This window comes from Mesorhizobium sp. M5C.F.Ca.ET.164.01.1.1, from assembly GCF_004792125.1.
GTDB lineage: Bacteria > Pseudomonadota > Alphaproteobacteria > Rhizobiales > Rhizobiaceae > Mesorhizobium > Mesorhizobium wenxiniae.
In genome coordinates, this window is the sequence record NZ_SRTG01000001.1 from 2597101 (window position 1) to 2615916 (window position 18816).

At 63.5% G+C, this 18816-nt stretch carries 15 protein-coding genes and 1 pseudogene; 4 read left to right on the plus strand and 12 right to left on the minus strand.

The genetic code is table 11. The annotated features are described in order from the left end of the window. Positions 1-219 precede the first annotated feature (219 nt). On the plus strand, positions 220-2043 hold the full coding sequence (locus tag EN807_RS12805) for an OmpA family protein (protein ID WP_135935160.1): 1824 nt from the start codon (positions 220-222) through the stop codon (positions 2041-2043). 94 nt (positions 2044-2137) lie between these two features. On the opposite strand, the pseudogene EN807_RS36485 reads toward EN807_RS12805, so the two are convergent. From EN807_RS36485 to EN807_RS12820, 3 genes and pseudogenes are all read right to left on the minus strand, one after another. Beyond that, positions 2138-2352: pseudogene (locus EN807_RS36485) on the minus strand (amino acid ABC transporter ATP-binding protein); the annotation flags it as partial. A 40-nt stretch (positions 2353-2392) separates the two neighbouring features. Then, a complete protein-coding gene (locus tag EN807_RS12815; RefSeq protein ID WP_189522402.1) occupies positions 2393-4834 on the minus strand; it encodes an SAM-dependent methyltransferase in 2442 nt (813 codons plus the stop codon). Positions 4835-4845: 11 nt separating this feature from the next. Further along, on the minus strand, positions 4846-5583 hold the full coding sequence (locus EN807_RS12820) for a protein-L-isoaspartate(D-aspartate) O-methyltransferase (RefSeq protein WP_135935162.1): 738 nt from the start codon (positions 5581-5583) through the stop codon (positions 4846-4848). Between the two features lie 1006 nt (positions 5584-6589). On the opposite strand from EN807_RS12820, the gene nuoH reads away from it, so the two are divergent. Genes nuoH through EN807_RS12835 form a run of 3 tightly spaced genes read left to right on the plus strand, consistent with a single transcriptional unit; the run spans position 6590 to position 8646 of the window. Further along, a complete protein-coding gene (gene nuoH / locus EN807_RS12825) occupies positions 6590-7576 on the plus strand; it encodes an NADH-quinone oxidoreductase subunit NuoH (protein WP_135935163.1) in 987 nt (328 codons plus the stop codon). A 23-nt stretch (positions 7577-7599) separates the two neighbouring features. After that, entirely contained in the window at positions 7600-8166 is a 567-nt protein-coding gene (locus EN807_RS12830) for an NADH-quinone oxidoreductase subunit I (RefSeq protein WP_135935164.1), read from the plus strand. Positions 8167-8205: 39 nt separating this feature from the next. Then, complete coding sequence (locus tag EN807_RS12835) at positions 8206-8646, plus strand: CBS domain-containing protein (RefSeq protein ID WP_127316750.1); 441 nt, start codon at positions 8206-8208, stop codon at positions 8644-8646. 23 nt (positions 8647-8669) lie between these two features. Here EN807_RS12835 and nuoG read toward each other — a convergent pair whose 3' ends face one another. From nuoG to EN807_RS12880, 9 genes are all read right to left on the minus strand, one after another. After that, positions 8670-11282 (minus strand): NADH-quinone oxidoreductase subunit NuoG, encoded by a 2613-nt coding sequence (gene nuoG / locus EN807_RS12840; protein WP_135935854.1) that lies wholly within the window; start codon positions 11280-11282, stop codon positions 8670-8672. A gap of 31 nt (positions 11283-11313) precedes the next feature. Next, a complete protein-coding gene (gene nuoF, locus EN807_RS12845) occupies positions 11314-12579 on the minus strand; it encodes an NADH-quinone oxidoreductase subunit NuoF (RefSeq protein WP_135935165.1) in 1266 nt (421 codons plus the stop codon). 5 nt (positions 12580-12584) lie between these two features. Further along, positions 12585-13097, minus strand: coding sequence for an NADH-quinone oxidoreductase subunit NuoE (nuoE, locus tag EN807_RS12850; protein ID WP_123151400.1), 513 nt, complete (start codon positions 13095-13097; stop codon positions 12585-12587). Positions 13098-13115: 18 nt separating this feature from the next. Continuing rightward, on the minus strand, positions 13116-14330 hold the full coding sequence (gene nuoD, locus EN807_RS12855) for an NADH dehydrogenase (quinone) subunit D (protein WP_135935166.1): 1215 nt from the start codon (positions 14328-14330) through the stop codon (positions 13116-13118). Positions 14331-14359: 29 nt separating this feature from the next. Then, positions 14360-14896, minus strand: a complete 537-nt coding sequence (locus EN807_RS12860; RefSeq protein ID WP_127316753.1) for an NADH-quinone oxidoreductase subunit C — start codon at positions 14894-14896, stop codon at positions 14360-14362. Continuing rightward, positions 14893-15396, minus strand: a complete 504-nt coding sequence (locus tag EN807_RS12865) for an NADH-quinone oxidoreductase subunit B (RefSeq protein WP_127316754.1) — start codon at positions 15394-15396, stop codon at positions 14893-14895. The genes EN807_RS12860 and EN807_RS12865 overlap by 4 nt, the downstream gene beginning before the upstream one ends. Beyond that, positions 15384-15749, minus strand: a complete 366-nt coding sequence (locus EN807_RS12870; RefSeq protein ID WP_127316755.1) for an NADH-quinone oxidoreductase subunit A — start codon at positions 15747-15749, stop codon at positions 15384-15386. Before EN807_RS12870 ends, EN807_RS12865 begins: the two co-directional genes overlap by 13 nt. Positions 15750-15901: 152 nt before the next feature. Next, the gene (locus EN807_RS12875) at positions 15902-17341 is read right to left on the minus strand and encodes an NADH-quinone oxidoreductase subunit N (protein ID WP_135935167.1); all 1440 of its coding nucleotides are present in this window, start codon (positions 17339-17341) and stop codon (positions 15902-15904) included. Beyond that, a complete protein-coding gene (locus tag EN807_RS12880; RefSeq protein ID WP_135935168.1) occupies positions 17338-18813 on the minus strand; it encodes an NADH-quinone oxidoreductase subunit M in 1476 nt (491 codons plus the stop codon). The genes EN807_RS12875 and EN807_RS12880 overlap by 4 nt, the downstream gene beginning before the upstream one ends. Positions 18814-18816: the final 3 nt, after the last annotated feature.

An 18816-nucleotide genomic window follows, 5' to 3' on the forward strand; every position in this document is an offset into this window, starting at 1 on the left:
TTTTTCGTTCTTGAAGATCGATCTGATCATCGACAGCGGTCCGGTGAAACTCATCAAAAGCGTCGCCATTCCCGGCTGCGGCCGGTGAAGCGCCGCGCCCTGGACATATTCTCGACGGAAAAACGCCTCGAAGCGCCGGGAACCGACCGATTGGGAACAATCTTACCTGTTTCAAGGTTGGGGATGCGCAAGGGACTGCTCTACGGGATCATTGTCCAGATGAAACGCCATTTTCGGATTGTTGTGGGTGCCGCGGTCGGCCTCACATTGACACCTGCTCCGCTTCCCGCACTTTCGCGCGGCGCCCAGCCGCTCGCCGCACCCCTCATTCTGGCCCAAGCCCAGTTGCCCGAAGAGGAAGAGCTGCTACGCAGGAAGAAGAGAAAGGGGGCCAAACGCGACGAGCAGCGGACTCCGCGGGCAGAAAGGCCGGCGCAGCGCGAGCGGGCCGAGCGGCCTGCGGCGCGGGAGCGCGAAGCCGTCAAACGGCGTGCCGCCGAACCCGAGCCCGCGATCACCGAGGAACGCCAGAAGAGGCGCAAGGACCGCGAGGCCGTCAAACGGCGTGCCGCCGGACCCGACGCGCCCACGATCGCCGAGGAACGCCAGAAGAGGCGCAAGGACCGCGAGGCCGTCAAACGGCGTGCCGCCGAACCCGACGCGCCCGCGATCGCCGAGGAACGCCAGAAGAGGCGCAAGGACCGCGAGGCCGCCAGACAGCGCGCCGCCGAACCCGAGCCCGCGATCACAGAGGAACGTCAGAAGAAGCGCAAGGAGCGCGAAGCCGTCAAACGGCGTGCCGCCGAACCCGAGCCCGCGATCACCGAGGAGCGCGTGAAGCGGCGCAAGGAGCGCGAGGCCGCCAGACAGCGTGCCGCCGAACCCGAGCCCGCGATCACCGAGGAACGCCTGAAGCGGCGCAAGGAGCGCGAAGCGGCGATGCGTCGTCCCGAAAACGCCGCTAGGCTCTTCGACAGCGCCAAGGAAAAGCCGGTGAGGCGCAAGCCGGGCGGCGCCGGGCCGGACCAGCCCGCTGCTCGGGCCAGGGCCGAGCGGCTGCCCGAAAGCGACGCCGCGGCGCAGGCGCGAGCCTCGACAGATCCAGTGCAAATCGGCTCCGTCATCTCCGAGGAAGGCCGCCGCATCGAACGCCCGCGCAGGGAGCGTCCCGAGGTTCCGGAGGGCGCGGAACTTGTGCGCGAGGTCAACAACCGCTTCATTTTCCGGACCAACAATACCTATTTCATCGAGCGGCCCCGCGAGGAGCGCTTCATCATCGACGCGCGCGAGGTCTACTACGAGGAACTGCCGCGCAGCCGGCAGCGCGAGGTTGTGGTCCGTCCCGACGGGACGCGGATCGTCACGATCCGCAACCGCTGGGGAGACGTCGTCCGCCGCGTGAAGATCCTGCCCGACGATCGCGAGATCGTCCTCGTCTATGTCGAAGACGACTATTACGACGAGGTGCTGGAATGGCGCGATCCCGGCCTCGACCTACCGCCGCTCGACCTCGACATTCCGGTTCGCGACTACATACTGGACGCGGAATGGGTTGAGGACCCCGAGGACTACTATACGTTCCTCGACCAGCCGCCGGTCGAGCAAGTGGAGCGCACCTACTCGCTTGACGAGGTCCGGCGTTCGGCGCGCATCCGCGACAAGGTCAGGCGCATCGATCTCGACATCATCAATTTCGAGTTCGGCTCGGCCCAGATCCCGGAGAGCGAGATCGGCAAGCTCGAAGGCGTCGCCGAGGCCATGCAGCGCCTGCTCAAGGAGAACCCGGGCGAGACCTTCCTGATCGAGGGCCACACCGATGCGGTCGGGGCGGAGGTGGCGAACCTGGCGCTGTCGGACCAGCGGGCCGAAGCGGTGGCGACCGCGCTGACCAACGTCTTCGACATCGCGCCCGAGAATATGGAGACGCAGGGCTATGGCGAGCAGTATTTGAAGGTTGAAACCCAGGAGCCCGAACGCGAGAACCGGCGCGTCGCGATCCGCCGCATTACGCCACTGGTCGCACCCGTGGCGAGCTCCGAATAGGCCTCATCCTTGTTTTAAGCCTGCCGGGAAGCTAGCGCCAGGCTCACCATTGCAACGTCGAGCGGGCCAAATAGACGACACGCATCTAGTCCGGTCACCGGATTAATTGACGCCAAGGAAATGGGCGGCGCTCGAGCGTATTAGAGCTGGCGAAGACCTTGCCGGGCGGGCCGATCTCGTGGATGCGGCCTTCATGTATGAAGACGGCGCGGCTCGCGAAACGCATTGCATTGGGTGACCAGCGTTATGCCGTCGGCGGCAAGTTCCCGGGACGAGGGCGAGCACCTCGGCAACCAATTCAGGGTCAAGGTGATCTGGTCAATGGCGCCCCGGCTAGCAGTGATGAACTTCACGACCGGAAAGGGATCATGGTTCGGATCGTGAGCCGATTTGCAAGCAAGGCTGGGGCGACAAGATAAAGGACCACAGCGATCATCACGACGCCAGAGAACCCTACATGCATTGCAAGCAGCGTGGCGAGAATCGCGCTCAGCACGGACGCACAGCCGTTGATTCCCCACGCCCAGGGAATGAATGTCTCCGAACGCGCGCCGACATACCCGAGGCCGAGGGGAAACGGCATGCCCATAAAAAGAGCGAGAGGCGCTATGAGAAGGAGCGCGATCGCGATCTTCGCGGCGTCCGGGAACGCCAGCAGCGTTTCGAATACTGAGGGCAGCGCGAGAAGGTAGGTGGCAGCCAGGACCGCGATAACCCCGACAGCGAGGGCAATGCCGCGCACCGCCGACCCGCGCCCAACCGCCGCGGCCCAGCGTGCGGCAACGGCGCTACCGAGACCGGCGAATGCGAGGAAGCCCGCAAGCACGACTGCGACAGCGTAGAACGGATGACCGAGGAACAGCACAAAGCGCTGGATGAAGGCGATTTCGATGAAGAGGAAGGCTAGCCCCAAGGCAAGGAAGTAGAGCCCGAAGCGCAGCCGGTGCAAAGCTTTCCCGAGCGCGTCTCTGCGAACCCATAGCGGCAGGAGGATCAGGACGGCGCTGAGGATGGCAGCCTGGACCAGAGTCGTCACGAGGATCAGGTAGCTCCAGTCGAGCATCGCTGCCCCGCCCTGGGTGCGAAGGGCTAGGAGTTCGGGCAGGGCGCGCCAGCGGAAGAAGTCGAAGAAATAGGGCCGATTGTCAGTGGCCGGTGCGATGGCGAACTTGTAGCGCTCGATGAAGTCGGCGCGCTCAGGGCCGAGGAGCGCGAGGGCTCCCTCGTAGAGATATTCCTGATCGAGCTGGTTGAAGTGGTTCACGTCGCTCGCGGAGATGCCTGGCACCCAAGAGATGTCGAAGAAGTTCTCGGCCGCGAAGCTGCGAATGGCCGCAATGTCCTCGCCTTTGAACGGCGACTTGGCGACGAGCAAAGTTGCAGTATTCCAGCTCCGGATCAGCGCCAGGTGCCGGTCCGGCTCGGCCACGCCTTCCGCCTCGAGCGCTGCTATGGCGGTGGCGAACAGCTTAAGGCTATCACGCGGCGGCACTCGCAGCCATCGTGTGATAGCGACGACACCATCTGGTCCGAGAATCGCGAGGTAATCCCGCATTGCCTCCACGGTATAGGTGTAATTTTCATGCAAGCTCTGCACGCCGGCCGCGGCCGCGCTGAAGGAATCGAGGAGCGGCATCTGGATCAGGTCGTAGCGCTCGCCAGCAGTCGCAGCGAAGGCGCGCGCCTCGGCCAAATGCAAGCGCAGGTTCGGTCGGCTGAAGATACCGCCAGCGAAGTCGGCGAAGCGATTCCGAGCCAAGTCGATCATTTGCGGGTTGACCTCTACCGCATTCACGGTATCGGCCCCGGCGCGCAGCGCCAGCAGCACCTGCTCGCCGCCCCCGGCGCCGAGGATTAGCACCCGCGGCCGCTCGAGGATGCGGTACGGCAGCGCCGCCGTTGTCCGATCGAGATAGGCGACCTTCGCCGGATCGCCTCCATAGGCGGTGATCGCCGCAATACTGTCGCCATCGGTGAAGACGGCGAGTTGCGCAGGCGGCTCTTGGGTATTGGCAAGGCTGAGGCCAGGCGCGTAACGGAAGGGGACGGTCGGACTCTCGACAACCGTCAGCAACCCGAGCGGGCTCGACCGCTCCTCGATCACCCGTGCGTTCGGAACCTCCAGGGCTATGCGGAGGCCCTTATACTGCGACATATGCGGCTCGGGGGCCACCCAGGACGGCGGTAGCGATATTGCAACGAACGCCGCTGCCAGCCCAAGGCCGCCCGCTGCGAGCCACCGATGGCGGACCATGCCGAACGCGGCAAAGCCAGCCGCCGCGAATGCCAGTGCTGCAACGAAACGCAGCGCCGTAGATGGAAAGACCAGGAACAGGAGCCCGACGATACCCAGCGCACCGATCCCTGCGCCGGCCAAGTCGAAGGCGTAGACGCGTCCGATCTGTCCGGGATGGCGGCAGAAAGCAAGGCCGACGCAGGTCGCGCCAAAGAAGAACGGCAGGATCAGAAGCGCATAGCTGGCCGCGAGCCAACCGAGCTGTCGCGGATCCCAGATGATCTCGAGCGCGTTGAACGGCAGACGTTCGGCGATGGCGAAGCTGGCGACCGCGGTCATGCCGAACAGCGTTGCCGACGCCGCGAAAGCAGCCGGGTACCGCTCCACTAGCCAGCGCTGGGCAAGCGCAATGAACGTACCGCTCGCGCCGAAGCCCAAGAGCGCGATGCTGATGATCATGTAGGCAAAATGGTGCCATTGAACGATCGAAAACAATCGCATCAGCAGCAATTCGTAACCGAGAACCGCTGCCGAAACGAGACCGACTGGTAGCATGCGGCCCGCTCTCACCGGGAGGGACCTCCCCGCAGCGGAACGAAGCTCACCGGCAGCAGCTGCCGGGTCGTGATGCCTCCGTCTCGTCGCTTCTCGACGAGCATGAGAAACTGGGTTGCAAAGGGGCCTCCCACGGGGATGACCATCCGACCTCCTTCAGCGAGCTGCTCGACAAGCGGCGGCGGGATATGGCTGGCAGCCGCGGTCACGACGATGCCGTCGAAGGGCGCGTGCTCAGGCCAGCCGTAGTAGCCGTCGTCCACCTTCACCTCGACGTTGTCGAAGCGGGGCACCGCAAGTCGTGCCGCTGCCCTCTTGCCCAGTTCCGGGATAATTTCGATCGAGTAAACCTTGGCGGCGAGCGGCGACAGGACGGCTGCCTGATAGCCCGAGCCGGTGCCGATCTCGAGGACGGTGTCGCCAGGCCGGACATTGATCAGGTCGGTCATAAGCGCGACGATAAAGGGCTGCGAGATCGTCTGACCGTGCCCGATCGGCAGGGGCCGGTCATGATAGGCCGCGCCGCGCTGCGCCTCGGGTACGAAACGGTCGCGCGGCACCGTGCCCATCGTCTTGAGCACCGCCGGATCGATACCGTGTGCCCCGGAGCGGGCGTGTCCCTTTATCGTCTCGATCATGGCCGCACGCTCGGCTGCGCGGTCCTGGGCGGGCGCCGATGTCGAAACGAAGGCGGCGACACTCGCGAGAAACGCGGCCAGCAACGCTCGGCACTGGGCTAGAGCACTCATGAACCTCTCCTGGCCCACGACGTCGAGAACAAAGGCGGCGGCCTTTTGAAGCAAACGCCGCTCCGATCTCACACCAAACATGTCGCGGCACCAGGTCCGGATCAACCCCGTTGGAGGTTGGTGGTGCGTCAGAAGGCGTCTTCCGCCTCAGGCGGCGACCGCAAATGGGACGGCAAGCAGCCTGACCGCATTACGCATCCTTCACGGGTACCAAGGACCTCGCGGTTACCTGCTGCAAGTCCACTATCCATTTTATTGCAGCCCCTCCGACGAAACGACAAGAAGGTCCGGAGCGGGTCAGACCGAGACATTCGCGCTTCACCAAGGTTTGATTCCAGGACCGGTCGGTCGCCGGGGCGTGACTGCGAAATGGTACACAGCTCGTGGCACACTAAACTACTGAAATTGTTGAGTGCGAAAGCTGTGAACTAAATCCGGTCAGTTGACAGGTTCGGTGAATAACCGCCCAAAGAGAGCGGCGAGGCCATTGTGGCCAAGGCGGTAAGTTCACAGCTTTGCGCGGAAACCCCGCGGAACGTGGGCATTCTTGCGGCTGCGCTGAGGTCGGAGAACGTTTTGCGCGGTGGCGCTGGTGGAGGGGAGGGAACTGCAATCCAACATTCTCCGTGCGCCGGCAAAACCGGCGGGCGGTAGCACTTCCACTCGGTGCGCCAGCACACCGCATCGCCGACACCATCGCTCTTGGAGCGAATTTCTTCATCCCCCTGCCAGCCGTGGCGCGCGGATCATTTCGGCTTCGCCGGAGAGCGTGGTGACCCACGCCGTCAGCTAACCACTTCTCGCGACGCGATAGAGGGGCAAAGAAAGCTTTGCGACAGAGCCCGTTTGGGTCCCAAGCGACACACACCGTGGCCAGCAACGGTAAGACTGTGATACCATTGCACAAGTTGCGTCGCCGCCGGCAGACTGCCGTTCCCGCGAAGCCGGACAAGCGCAAGTGCTCAGTGTCGTAAGTCTCAACCCGTTGAACAAGTAGCTGCGGATTATGGAACTTGTCTTCGCCCTTGGCCTGATCGCCTTCAAGGTCGCGTTGCTGATTGCGATCCTGCTGCTGCTGCCCTTGCCGCTGACGTGGCTCGAACGCAAGATCGCCGGGCACATCCAGCAGCGGATGGGGCCGATGCGCGTGGGGTGGCACGGGCTGCTGCAGCCGGTGGCGGACGGCATCAAGCTCTTGACCAAAGAGGACCACATCCCGGCCGAAGCCGACCGCTTCCTGTTCAAACTGGCGCCGATCCTGGCGCTCGCCCCGCCTTTCGTGGTGTTCGTCGCGATCCCCTTCGGCGAAAGCGTCTCGGTCCTCGGCGCCGAGATCACGCTCTACGTCTCCAACTTGAACGTGGCGCTCCTTTTCGTCTTCGCGGTGATCGGGATCGAGGTCTATGGCGTCATCTTCGGCGGCTGGGCCGCGAACAGCAAATACGCGGTCCTGGGCAGCCTCAGGACTTGCGCGCAGATGATCAGCTACGAGATCCCGATGGGGTTCGCGGTCATCGGCGTGGTAATGCTGGCGCAATCCATGAGCCTGCTCGAGATCGTGCGGGCGCAGGCCGATGTCTGGAACATCGTCTACCAACCGGTCGGGTTTTTCGTATTCTTCGTCGCCGGGCTGGCCGAAGCGCAGCGCATTCCATTCGACCTGGCGGAGGCGGAAGGCGATCTGGGGGCCGGGTTCCATACCGAATACAGCGGCATCCGCTTTGCGTTCTTCATGGTCAGCGAATACGCCGTCATGCTGCTGGTGTCGGTCCTGTCGGTCATCCTGTTCTTCGGCGGCTGGAACGGCGTGCTGATTCCGTTGCCGCCGCTCCTCTGGTTCGCGCTCAAGGTCGCGTTCTTTCTCTATGTGTTTATGTGGTTCCGCTTCACCTTCCCGCGCTATCGATACGACCAACTGATGGCGATCGGGTGGAAAGTCTTGCTTCCACTGTCACTGGCGAACATAATAGTAACAGGTGTTGCTTTCCTTTGAGGGCCACTCCAAGCGAGGCGGCGATGTCGCGCGCACTGCACATAAGTGGAACATGGATCGGCTGGGCATTCTTCGCCGATCTAGCGGGCGCCTTGGCGCTGACCTTCGGCTACATGTTCTCCAGATCCGTGACCATGCAGTATCCTGACAAGGAAAAATGGTTGCCCTATTCGCGTTACCGCGGGCATCACTTCCTGACGCGCGACGAAGAGGGCGAGATCAAGTGCGTGGCCTGCGAGCTCTGCGCGCGGATTTGTCCCTGCGACTGTATCGAAGTCATTCCCTACGAGGACGAGAAGGGCAACCGGCATCCAGCAAAATTCGAGATCGACATGGCCCGCTGCCTGTTCTGCGGGCTGTGCGAGGACGCCTGCCCGGCCGACGCGATCGCGCTTGGCCAAGAGTACGAATTCTCGAGTTTTTCCTCGCGTGACCTGGTGGTCGGACGTGACGATCTGCTCGGCAGACCGGGCAAGGCGACGACCGGCGGCGGTGTGGTCGCGGCGCGCCTGAACACCGAACAGGACGTCCTGGTCGAGACGAGTGAGCCGCAGGGATACAACTGGTGGCGGAATATCCGCCGAACGTGAACGCGCGGTAGCCGTCAAGCCGGAGCACAGGAGGCTCAGATGCTTGTCTGCCAAATCTTGAAGACCAAATCTCCCGAGCTCATCTCGGTCACACCAGATCAGACGGTCGTAGAAGTCCTGCGGCTGTTTCGGGACAACAACATCGGATTCGTGGTCGTCAGCCGTTCGCCCGGGGAATGCCTGGGCACGCTGTCGGAGCGGGACTGCTGCTATGCGGTGGCTGAATACGGAATCGAGGCGCCCACAATGCGGGTCGCCGACATCATGAACCGCAGTGTGGTGACCTGTTCGACACAGGATTTGCTGCCCTTTGTGATGTCGCTCATGACCGACCGACGCACGCGCCATGTGTTGGTCATGGACGGCGACGCTTCTGTCGGCGTGGTGAGCATCGGCGACGTGGTCAAGCACCGGCTCGACGAATTGCTCCGTACCGAGCAAGCATTGAGCGATTACATTGCCGGGACCCCTTATCACTGAGGATACAAGCCCGGGGGAGCCGATTAGGGTGAACTGCCCGGAAGCTCGGCAATGCCTCGGCCGCGACTTTCAGGGCGCGCCTCGACTCCGGTGGCGAAGGCAGCGTGCGCCTTTTGAACCTCCACCGGACAAGGGTATTCGCCCCGCCGCATAAGGCTGTTGAGACGCAGGTCTCTATAGTTTTCCGGCACGAACACGAGCCCCCCGGGAAAATGCCTATTGACCTTGAGCTGCGCCCTCAGTTCGCCCTGGGTGGATCGTACGATCACCTGATCGCGATCCGAAAGGCCAAGCTGCGCGGCGTCCCACGCGCTCATCTCAACATATGGGTCATCCGCCACCGTAACTAGGATCTCCGAGCGTTCGGAAAGATATCCATTGTGGAACAGGCAGTTGCCGGTGACCAACATGAGCCGGTCGGCCGCATTCGGGTTAGGAGGAGGGGCGAAGAACTCGCCAGCCGGCGGCGTCGGGTCCGCCGTGGTGAATGCTCCGTCGGCGCCAAGCCCGTCCTGCGTCAGCCCTTGGTAGGCCGGAACCAGCCGGGCAATCTCGCGGAAGATTTCGCCTTGCATCGACGGTTGCATTGCCTGGTTGCGGAGCGCTGCTACGAAGTGCAAGATCGCCAGATTGCCCCGCGCCTCGAAGGCGGGTTCGCGGAACTTGCGGACCGCCTGGATCCGGCCCTCGTTGTTGGTGAAGGTGCCGGATTCCTCTCCATAACCCGCCGCAGGCAGGACGACATCGGCCAGACCCACGGTATCGGTGAGGAAGGTGTCCTGCACGATCAGGAGATCGGTGGCATCAAGCGCCCGCTTCACGAATCCCCGGTCGGGATAGGCCATCAGGGGGTCGCTTCCGGCGATATAAAGCGCGCCTACCCGTCCCTCGTTACAAAGCGCCAGCATGGCGTCGAGATCCGCGCCCGGCTCAGGTGGAATTTCGGCGCCCCACGCCCGTATGAGAACTGTGCGCGCCGCATCATCATTGACCGGGCGCAGCCCCGGCAGCGCCGCCGACAGAACCCCCATGTCCCAGGCGCCCAACTGGTTGGCACGGTCGAAGAGGAACTGCATCGCCAGGTCCTTGCCGAGTATGCGGAGAAGCTGCAACAGGTTTCTGAGTTGCTGCAGCGTCGCGCGCGCTTCGGGTGATCTCAGGAGATCGGCGCTGACAAGAACGGTGACGCCGCGGCCTTCCAGCAGCGCGGCGACCAGACGGTCCGGCCCGTTACTCTCTGCGGTCCCTTCCGGCCCACCGCTTGTCGCGCCCCTGTCGGCAAAAACGTCACGCGGCAAGGCCTGACCAGCCGCCGCCACCAGCCCGGCCACTACCGCGGCAAGGCTCGCTGCCTCACCGCCCGGCCGAACGCGAACGACCACCCGGGCATCGGCGTCCAGACGGGATGGCCGCGCCGAGAGCATGAGCAACCCGGTCTGCCGCCGCCGGGCGCTGTCTCGCAGCAGGTATTCAGTGACTGGGTTCTCGTCAGTCACGTTGCCACCGACGACAAGCACGCAGTCGTTGCCGATCACCTCCTCCAGCGGCGCGCGGGTGTAGAAGCCCGCCACCAACGGGCCGAGCGTCTCGAACGGCGTGGACCAGCGCGACGAGCAGTCGATGTTGTTGGTCCGGAATACCGTCCGCATCAACTTCTGGAACTGGTACAGCACCTCGTTGGGCAGGCGCGGCGAGGCCAGCCCGCCCGCAGCCTTGCTCTCGACGGCCGACAGGCGCCGGCGCAGGTAGTCCCCGGCTTCGTCCCAGGAAACCGGAACCAGTGCGCCGTCACGACGGATCATCGGCCGCTTGATCCGGTCCCGGCTCCCGACGAAGTCGAGGCCGAAGCGCCCCCGAACGCAGAGCGTTTCGCGGTTGACGCCATGCTCCCACTTCGAACGGACCCGCATGAACTCGCCCTTGCGCGCGCCGACGGTGAGCTGGCAGCCGGTGCCGCAGTGCGGGCAGACCGTGTCGGTCTCGACCAGATCCCAGGGCCGTGCCTTGTAGCGATAGGGGAAGCTCATCAGTGCGCCGACCGGGCAGACCTCGACGCAATTGCCGCACTGGTCGCAACTCGCGAGACTGCCCTCGAAGCCGGTGACGGCGGTGTCCATGCCTTTTTCGATGGTGCCCAAGGCGACCGCGCCGACCACGTCCTCGCACATCCGGACGCAGCGCTGGCACTGGATGCAGCGGTTGACGTTCATGATGATGACCGGGCTGAGACGGATGTCCTCGGAGTGGAACACACGTTTGGCATCGCGGAACCGGCTTTCCCGGGGCCCGTATGCCATCACCATGTCCTGAAGCTCGCACTCGCCGCCCTTGTCGCAGATCGGGCAGTCGAGGGGGTGGTTGGCGAGCAGCATGTCGAGCATGGAAGAGCGCGTTTCGTCGATCAGCGGCGTGTTCGTCCGCACTACCATGCCGTCGGTGACCGCGGCGGCGCAGGAAGGCTGCAGCCGCCGCTGCCCTTCGATCTCTACCAGGCACATGCGGCAGGAGGCCAGCGCCGGCAGCCGCTTGAGATAGCAGAAGGTCGGGATTTCGATGCCCAAACGCTCGGCGGCCTGCAGCACCGTAGAGCCTGCCTCCACTTCCAGCGTTTGTTCATCGATCGTGACGCTAACCATGACTTCTTGCGGCCTTCTCCCTGCGCGCTCCTTAGTGAAACGAGCACCTCCGCTCCTCGATATGGGCGACGAATTCATGCTCGAAATGCGCCAGTGCCGCCCGCAGCCCCATAGCCGCGCCGTCGCCAAGAGCGCAGAACGTGTTGCCGAAAATGCCCTTGCAGAGCGCCTCCAGCTGTTCCAAATCGTCCGGCGCGCCCTGTCCCGCCTCGACCCGGCGCAGCACTTTCACCACCCAGTTCAGCCCTTCGCGGCAAGGCGTGCATTTGCCGCAGGACTCGTGATGGAAGAACTCGATGATCCGGGTGGCGACCTTGACCATGCAGGTCGAGTCGTCGATCACGATCACCCCGGCCGAGCCAAGCATCGAGCCGGCCGCAGCCAGCGAGTCGAAGTCCATCCCGACATCCAGCCCGCGCTCCGGGATCAGCGGCGCCGAGACCCCACCGGGGATCACCGCCTTGATCCTGCGCCCCGGTGGCGGCCCGCCGGCGCGGTCCTCGACCAGTTCACGCAGCGATATGCCCATCGGCAGTTCGAAAAGGCCCGGTTGCCGCACCTGCCCGCTAAGGCAATAAAGCTTCGGACCGGGGCTCTTGTCGGGGCCGATGCCACGAAACCAGTCCGGCCCCCGCGCCACGATATGCGGCACGCAGACCAGCGTCTCGACATTGTTGATCACGGTCGGGCTGGCGTAGAGCCCCGCGACCGCCGGAAATGGCGGTTTCAGACGGGGCTGCGCCCGCTTGCCTTCGAGCGAGTCGAGCATCGCGGTCTCCTCGCCGCAGATATAGGCGCCGGCGCCGCAATGGATGTGCATGATGAAATTAAAATCCGAGCCCAGAATCCGCTTTCCCAGATAGCCCTTCGCATGGGCCTCGCCGATCGCCTGTTCCAGCCGCCGGATCGCCAGCACGTACTCCCCGCGGATGTAGAGATAGGCGGTGTCCGCCCCGATCGCGTAAGCGCTGATCGCCATGCCCTCGATCAGCTGGTGCGGATCACGCTCCATGATGATCCGGTCCTTGAAGGTGCCCGGCTCGCCCTCATCGGCGTTGCAGCACAGGTATTTCGGCTTGTCGGCCCGTTTCGGCACGAAGCTCCATTTCAACCCGGTCGGGAATCCGGCTCCGCCGCGACCGCGCAGGTTCGATTGCTTGACGAGGTCAATGATCTCGTCGGGCGTGTACTGGCGCAGCGCCTTCGCCAGCGCCTGGTAGCCGCCGCCGGCCTCATAGCTCGAAAGCAGATGGCCATCCGGCACGTCCATGTTTCTGAGAAGGACCGGTTCAAACATGGCGGCTACTCTCCCGGCGGTTCTGCGGCGGCGAGTTCGGCGCCGGTCGCTTGCCCCGCCGCCGCGCGCAGCCTGTCCACGAGCGCGTCGATCCGCGCGATGTCGAGGTCGCCGTGATAGTCGTCGCCGACCTGCATCACCGGGGCCATCTCGCAAGCGCCGAGGCATTCGACGGTCGAAAGCGTGAACAGCCCGTCCGGGGTCGTGCCGCCCTTTTCGATCCCCAGCACCGTCTCCAGATGCCTCAGCAGGTCGTCGGATCGGCGCAGCATGCAGGAGAGGTTGTCGCAGAGTTGCAGGTGGAACAGACCTACCGGCTCGGTATGGAAGAGGGTGTAGAAGGTCGCCAATTCGTAGACCCAGACCCGCTCGACACCGAGGATGTCGGCGACCTCTTCCAACACCGGGCCGGGCAGATGGCCATGTTCCTTTTGCGCGATCAGAAGCGCGGGCATGATCGCCGAGCGCTGGTCGGGATACCGCGCCGCCGCCGCCTCGATCTGTTCGCGCATGTTCATCGCGTCCAAAATCCCCTGCTACTTGTCCACCTCGGCCATCACTGGGTCGAGGCTGCCGAGCACGGCGATCATGTCCGCCAGGTAGCGCGCATTGCTGACCCCGAACAGTCCCTGAAGGTTGACGAACGACGGTGCCCGCACCTTCATACGGAACGGCTTTTCCGACCCATCGCTGATGATATAAAACCCGAGCTCGCCCTTTGGCGCCTCGATCGCCGAATAGACCTCGCCCTTCGGCACCTTGAAGCCATAGGCCGATAGGTCGAAATGCTGGATCAGCGCCTCCATCGAGCAGTGCACTTTGTCCTTGTTCACCGGGAAAGCGATTGTCGGCATATCGATCTGGAACGGCCCCTCGGGCATCTGGTCGAGGCATTGTTCGATGATCCGGACGCTCTCGCGCATCTCCTCGACCCGGCATCGCCAGCGCGCGTAGCAATCGCCCTCGTCGCGGGTGATGACGTTGAAGTCGAGCCGGTCGTAAATCTCGTAAGGCTCGTCGCGGCGGATGTCCCAGTCGACGCCTGAAGCGCGCAGGTTCGGGCCGCTCAGGCCGAGATCGACACCGTCCTCGCCCGAGATCACGCCGATCCCCTGCGTGCGCTTCAGGAACACTCGGTTGTTCTCGACCAGCCGTTCATAGTCGCGGATCCGATTCGGGAAGATGTCGCAGAACTCCCTGATCTTGGGGAAGAACCCGTCGGGCAGGTCCTCGCGCACACCGCCGACCCGGCAGAAGGAGGTGTGCATCCGCGCCCCGCTGATCATCTCCAACAGGTCCATGATCATTTCACGCTCGCGCATAGCGTAAACCAACGCGGTCATGGCGCCCAGGTCCATCGGCAGCGCGCCGGTGATCAGGAGATGACCAGAGACCCGCGCCAGTTCGGCCATCAGCACGCGGATATATTGCGCCCGGATCGGCGCTTCGATGCCCAGGAGCTTCTCCACGGCCAGCGCGAAAGCGAGGTTGTTCGAGGGCGGGCAGAGGTAGTCGAGCCGGTCGGTCAGCGGAAAAATCTGGGTGTAAGTGAAGCTCTCGGCCAGTTTTTCGGTGCCGCGGTGGAGGTAGCCGATATGCGGGTCCAAGCGCGCGACATATTCGCCCTCCAACTCAAGGACGAGCCGCAGCACCCCATGCGTGCTGGGATGCTGCGGTCCGAGGTTGAGAAGTACTTCCCTGGTGTCGGGCGCTTCGCCTTCCAGCCTGCTCAGTTGCGTGACTTCGGTCATCTCAGCTTCCTGTCGTGGAATGATCTCCTTTACGGTATGTTCCTGGTGGCAAGGTCAGGCTTCGTCGGCGGAGGGCCTTCGGCACCAAACGGGTTCAGCTTGTCCTTGTAACCGCGTAGCGGAAAGTCCTTGCGCTGCGGGAAGCCCTCGAATTCTTCCCACATGTAGATCCGGCGCAGGTCCGGATGGCCCTCGAACCTGATCCCGTACATGTCCCAGGCTTCACGCTCATGCCAGTTGGCAGTACGCCAGACCCCCGTCACTGACGGAACCCGCGGCGGATCGCCGAGACGGCACTTGATCCGAACGCGCCATTTGTTCGGCAGCGAATAGAGGTGGTACACCGCCTCGTAGCGCGGCGCCTCGGGGTGATGATCGACCCCGCAAATGTCGGACAGGAAGTTGAACCGCAGCGCCGGGTGTTCCTTCAGAAACCGGCAAAGCTCGACGATCAATTCAGGCGGAGCGGCAAAGGCGTGCACGCCATGCGCGAAGCCAAGATCTTCGATTGCCGCCCCGAAACGCTCCGCTATCGGGGCGCGGTTGAGGGGCGTCTTCGCGCTCATGGCGCCGCGACCCGGTCCAGAGGCGTCCCGGCCAGCGCCCGGGATTTTTTGATCTTCTCCTGAAGCAGAAGGATGCCATGCATCAGCGCCTCGGGCCGCGGCGGGCAGCCGGGCACATGCACGTCCACTGGCACGAAAGTCTCCGCCCCCTGCACCACGGCGTAGGTGTTGTAGACCCCGCCCGAGATCGCGCAGGTCCCCATCGCGATGACCCAGCGCGGCTCCGGCATCTGGTCATAGAGCCGACGCACGACTGGCGCGAATTTCCGCGTCACGGTGCCGGCGATGATCATCACGTCGGACTGGCGCGGCGAAGGCCGGAACACCACGCCGAACCGGTCGAGATCGTAGCGCGCACAACCCGCCGAGATCATCTCGATGGCGCAGCAGGCGATGCCGAAGGTCTCGGGCCAAAGCGCCGACCTTCGGCTCCAGCTGATCACGCTGTCGGCCGTGGTGAACAGCACGCTGTCGCGGATCGCGTTGTTTACTCCTCCCATTCTAACGCCCCCTTCAGCCAGGCGTAGGCGAAGCCCACAAGAAGCAGCAACATGAAGACAAACATCTCGACATAGCCGACCAGTCCGATCTCTTTCAGGACGACAGCCCAGGGAAAGAGGAACATCGCCTCGACATCGAAGACGACCAGCAGGATCGCGAGGATGAAGAACTGCACCCTGAAGCGGCCCCCGGCGGCCTCGCCCGCCGGGTCCATGCCGCATTCATAGGGCATGTTCTTCGCCGGATAGGGATTGGATGGGCGCAGTAGCGAGGAGACAAAGAGCGTCGCCATTGCCACCAGAACAATTCCGGCGACCATGAAAAGAACCGGCAGGAAATCCATTCCAGTCATGTCGCGCTACCCCGGTCACCTACCGAGGGCTTTGCTCAGGCCGCGACCGGCCACCTTCGGGCCGGTGATGCGGACCCCCGGGAAGCGACTTGGCGTTCCTTTCTTGCTCTACCAGAGTATAAGGTCGGCCGCATCATTGCAAATCCAATCGATCAGCCGCCAAACGCGGAATGTTGGGCAAGCCTCAGAAACCAAGCCGGAAATAGGCCGATGCCGACGGTGCCGGCGGCGGTGATGGCGAGTGTGGCGCGGAGCGAGGGCGACAGCGCCGGGTCGAACGTGCGCTCCGGCTCGCGCATGTAGATCACCATAACGATGCGGATATAGAAATAGGCGGCGACGGCGCTCAACAGCACTGCAATCACCGCCAGTAAGACGAAACCCCGCTCGATGAGCGCAACCAGCACGTAGAACTTCGCGAAGAACCCGGCCGTCGGCGGAATGCCGGCCAGCGAGAACAGATAGAGCAGCATCAGAAGCGCCAGCCCGGGATGCAACTTGGCGAAACCCGCGTACTCCTCGATGACCTCGCCTGAGAAATCGCCGTTCCGCATCATGATGACGGTGCCGAAGATGCCGAGGTTCATGAACGCATAGATCAGCAGGTACAGCATTACGCTGGCAATCCCGTCCGCACCGCCGGCCACCACGCCGAACATGGCGAACCCGGCATGGGCAATGCTGGAATAGGCCAAGAGGCGCTTGAAATTGTCTTGGACCAGCGCCACGAAACTGCCGAGCGCCATCGTCACCACAGCAATGACCGCGACGATGATCCAGGCGTCCGAGGCTGCGACAAGCGGGTTGAGGAACACCCGCAGGATCACCGCGAACGCCGCCGCCTTGGGGCCTACTGACATGAAGGCGGTGATCGTCGTCGGGGCGCCTTCATAGACGTCCGGCACCCACATATGGAACGGCACCGCGCCGACCTTGAAGACCAGTCCCGCGACGATGAAGACCACCGCCAGCAGCAATCCGGGATCGAGCGGATCGCCGGTCACCGCCGCAGCCATCCCGTCCAACTGCGTCGTGCCGGTGAGCCCGTAGACCAGAGAAACGCCGTAAAGGAAAATCCCGGTCGAGACCCCGCCAAGGATCACGTATTTCAGCGACGCTTCGTTCGACCGCCGCTGCTGCCGCAGGAAGCCGGTCAGCACATAGGTGGAGAGCGCCATCAGTTCGAGGCCCACATAGATCGACAGGAGGTCGGTCGCCGAGGCCAAGATCATCATTCCCGAAAGCGCGAAGAGCAGCAGGACATAGTATTCGCTGCTCCCGATCTTTTCGATCTCTGTATATTTTCGCGAAAGGAGGAATGTCAGAACGGTGGCTAAGTAGAACAGGCCCTTGAAGAAGACCGCGAAGGGGTCGGCGATGAACATGCCCGTGTAGGCCGGCCGCACCTCTCCCGCCAGCATGAGTGTCGCCAAGCCGGCAATCAACACGACCGCGACGGAAGCCCAGACAAGGAAATGTCCCTGCCCCTTCCGCACAAGCTGTCCTAGGATCAGCAATATGCAGGCCCCAGCGACCACCACGATCTCGGGCAGGCTCGCGAGGATCGACTGGAAAAGCGCGGCGGCGGTCATTGACCGCCCCCGTCACCGTGCACCTGTGCCAGCAGATGCCTCATCGAAGCGTCGATGATGTCGAGAAAGGGTTTCGGATAAAGCCCGACCCACAGCACGAAGACGGCCAGTGGCAGGATCGCCACCAGTTCGCGAGCGTTCACGTCGCGTATCTTGAACCGCGCGCCGACGCTGGCCGGACCGAGCGCGACGTTCCTATACATGCCAAGCAGGTAGGCCGCGCCCAGCAGAGCCCCCAGAACGGCGGCGGCGCCGACAGCCAGATTGGCCGCAAACGCGCCTGACAGCACCAGCAACTCGCCCACGAACGAATTCGTTCCCGGCAGCGCCATCGACGACAGGGTGAACAGCGCAAGAAACGCGGTATAGACCGGCGCAGCCTTCATCAGCCCGCCATAATCCGCGATGCTGCGGGTATGGGTCCGCTCGTAGATCAGGCCGACGAACAGGAACAACGCGCCCGTCGTTACGCCATGATTGAACATTTGCAGGATGCCGCCCTCGAGCCCGCGGAGGTTCAACGTGAAAATCCCCAGCGTCACGAAGCCCATGTGGCTGATGCTGGAATAGGCCACCAGCTTCTTGAGGTCATCCTGCGCCAAGGCAAGCAACCCGCCATAGACGATCGCAAGCGCCGAAAGGGCCAGCATCAGCGTCGAATAATGCACCGACGCCTCCGGCAGCATCGGCAGCGAGAACCGCAGGAACCCGTAGGCGCCCATCTTCAGGAGCACTCCGGCGAGGATGATGCTGCCCGCCGTCGGCGCTTGCACATGGGCGTCCGGCAGCCATGTATGGACCGGGACCATCGGCACCTTGACTGCGAAAGCGATCAGGAAAGCAAAGAAGAGCCAGGACTGAACCCGGAACGGCAAATCCTGCGCCGTCAGGGCGAGGATGTCGAAGGTCTCGCCGCCGTGGAGATAGAGCACGATGACCCCGATCAGGAACAGAAGGCTGCCCGCCAGCGTGTAGAGGAAGAATTTGAACGCCGCATAGACCCGGCCGTCGCCGCCCCAGACGCCGATGATCACGTACATCGGGATCAGCATCGCCTCCCAGAAGACGTAGAACAGGAACAGGTCGAGCGCGCAGAACACCCCCAGCATCAGCGCCTGCATGGCCAGCAGGCTGACCATGAACTCCTTCACCTTGCGGTCGATCGCGACCCACGAGGCGAGCACGCAGATCCAGCCCAATAGCGCAGTCAGGAATACAAAGAGCGCGCTGATTCCGTCGATGCCAAGCGCGTAAGTGATTCCGAGTGCGGGCACCCACGGGCGCGTCTCGGTGAACTGCATCTCGTGGGTAGTGGTGTCAAAGCCGGCCAGCATCACGATGCAGAAAGCAAAGTCGAGGACGGTGACGCCCAGCGCCGTCCACCGCACCGCATCGTCGTTGCGGAGAAACATCACAACCGCTGCCCCGGCGGCGGGCATGAACACGATGAGGCTAAGCAGCGGGAACGCCATCGC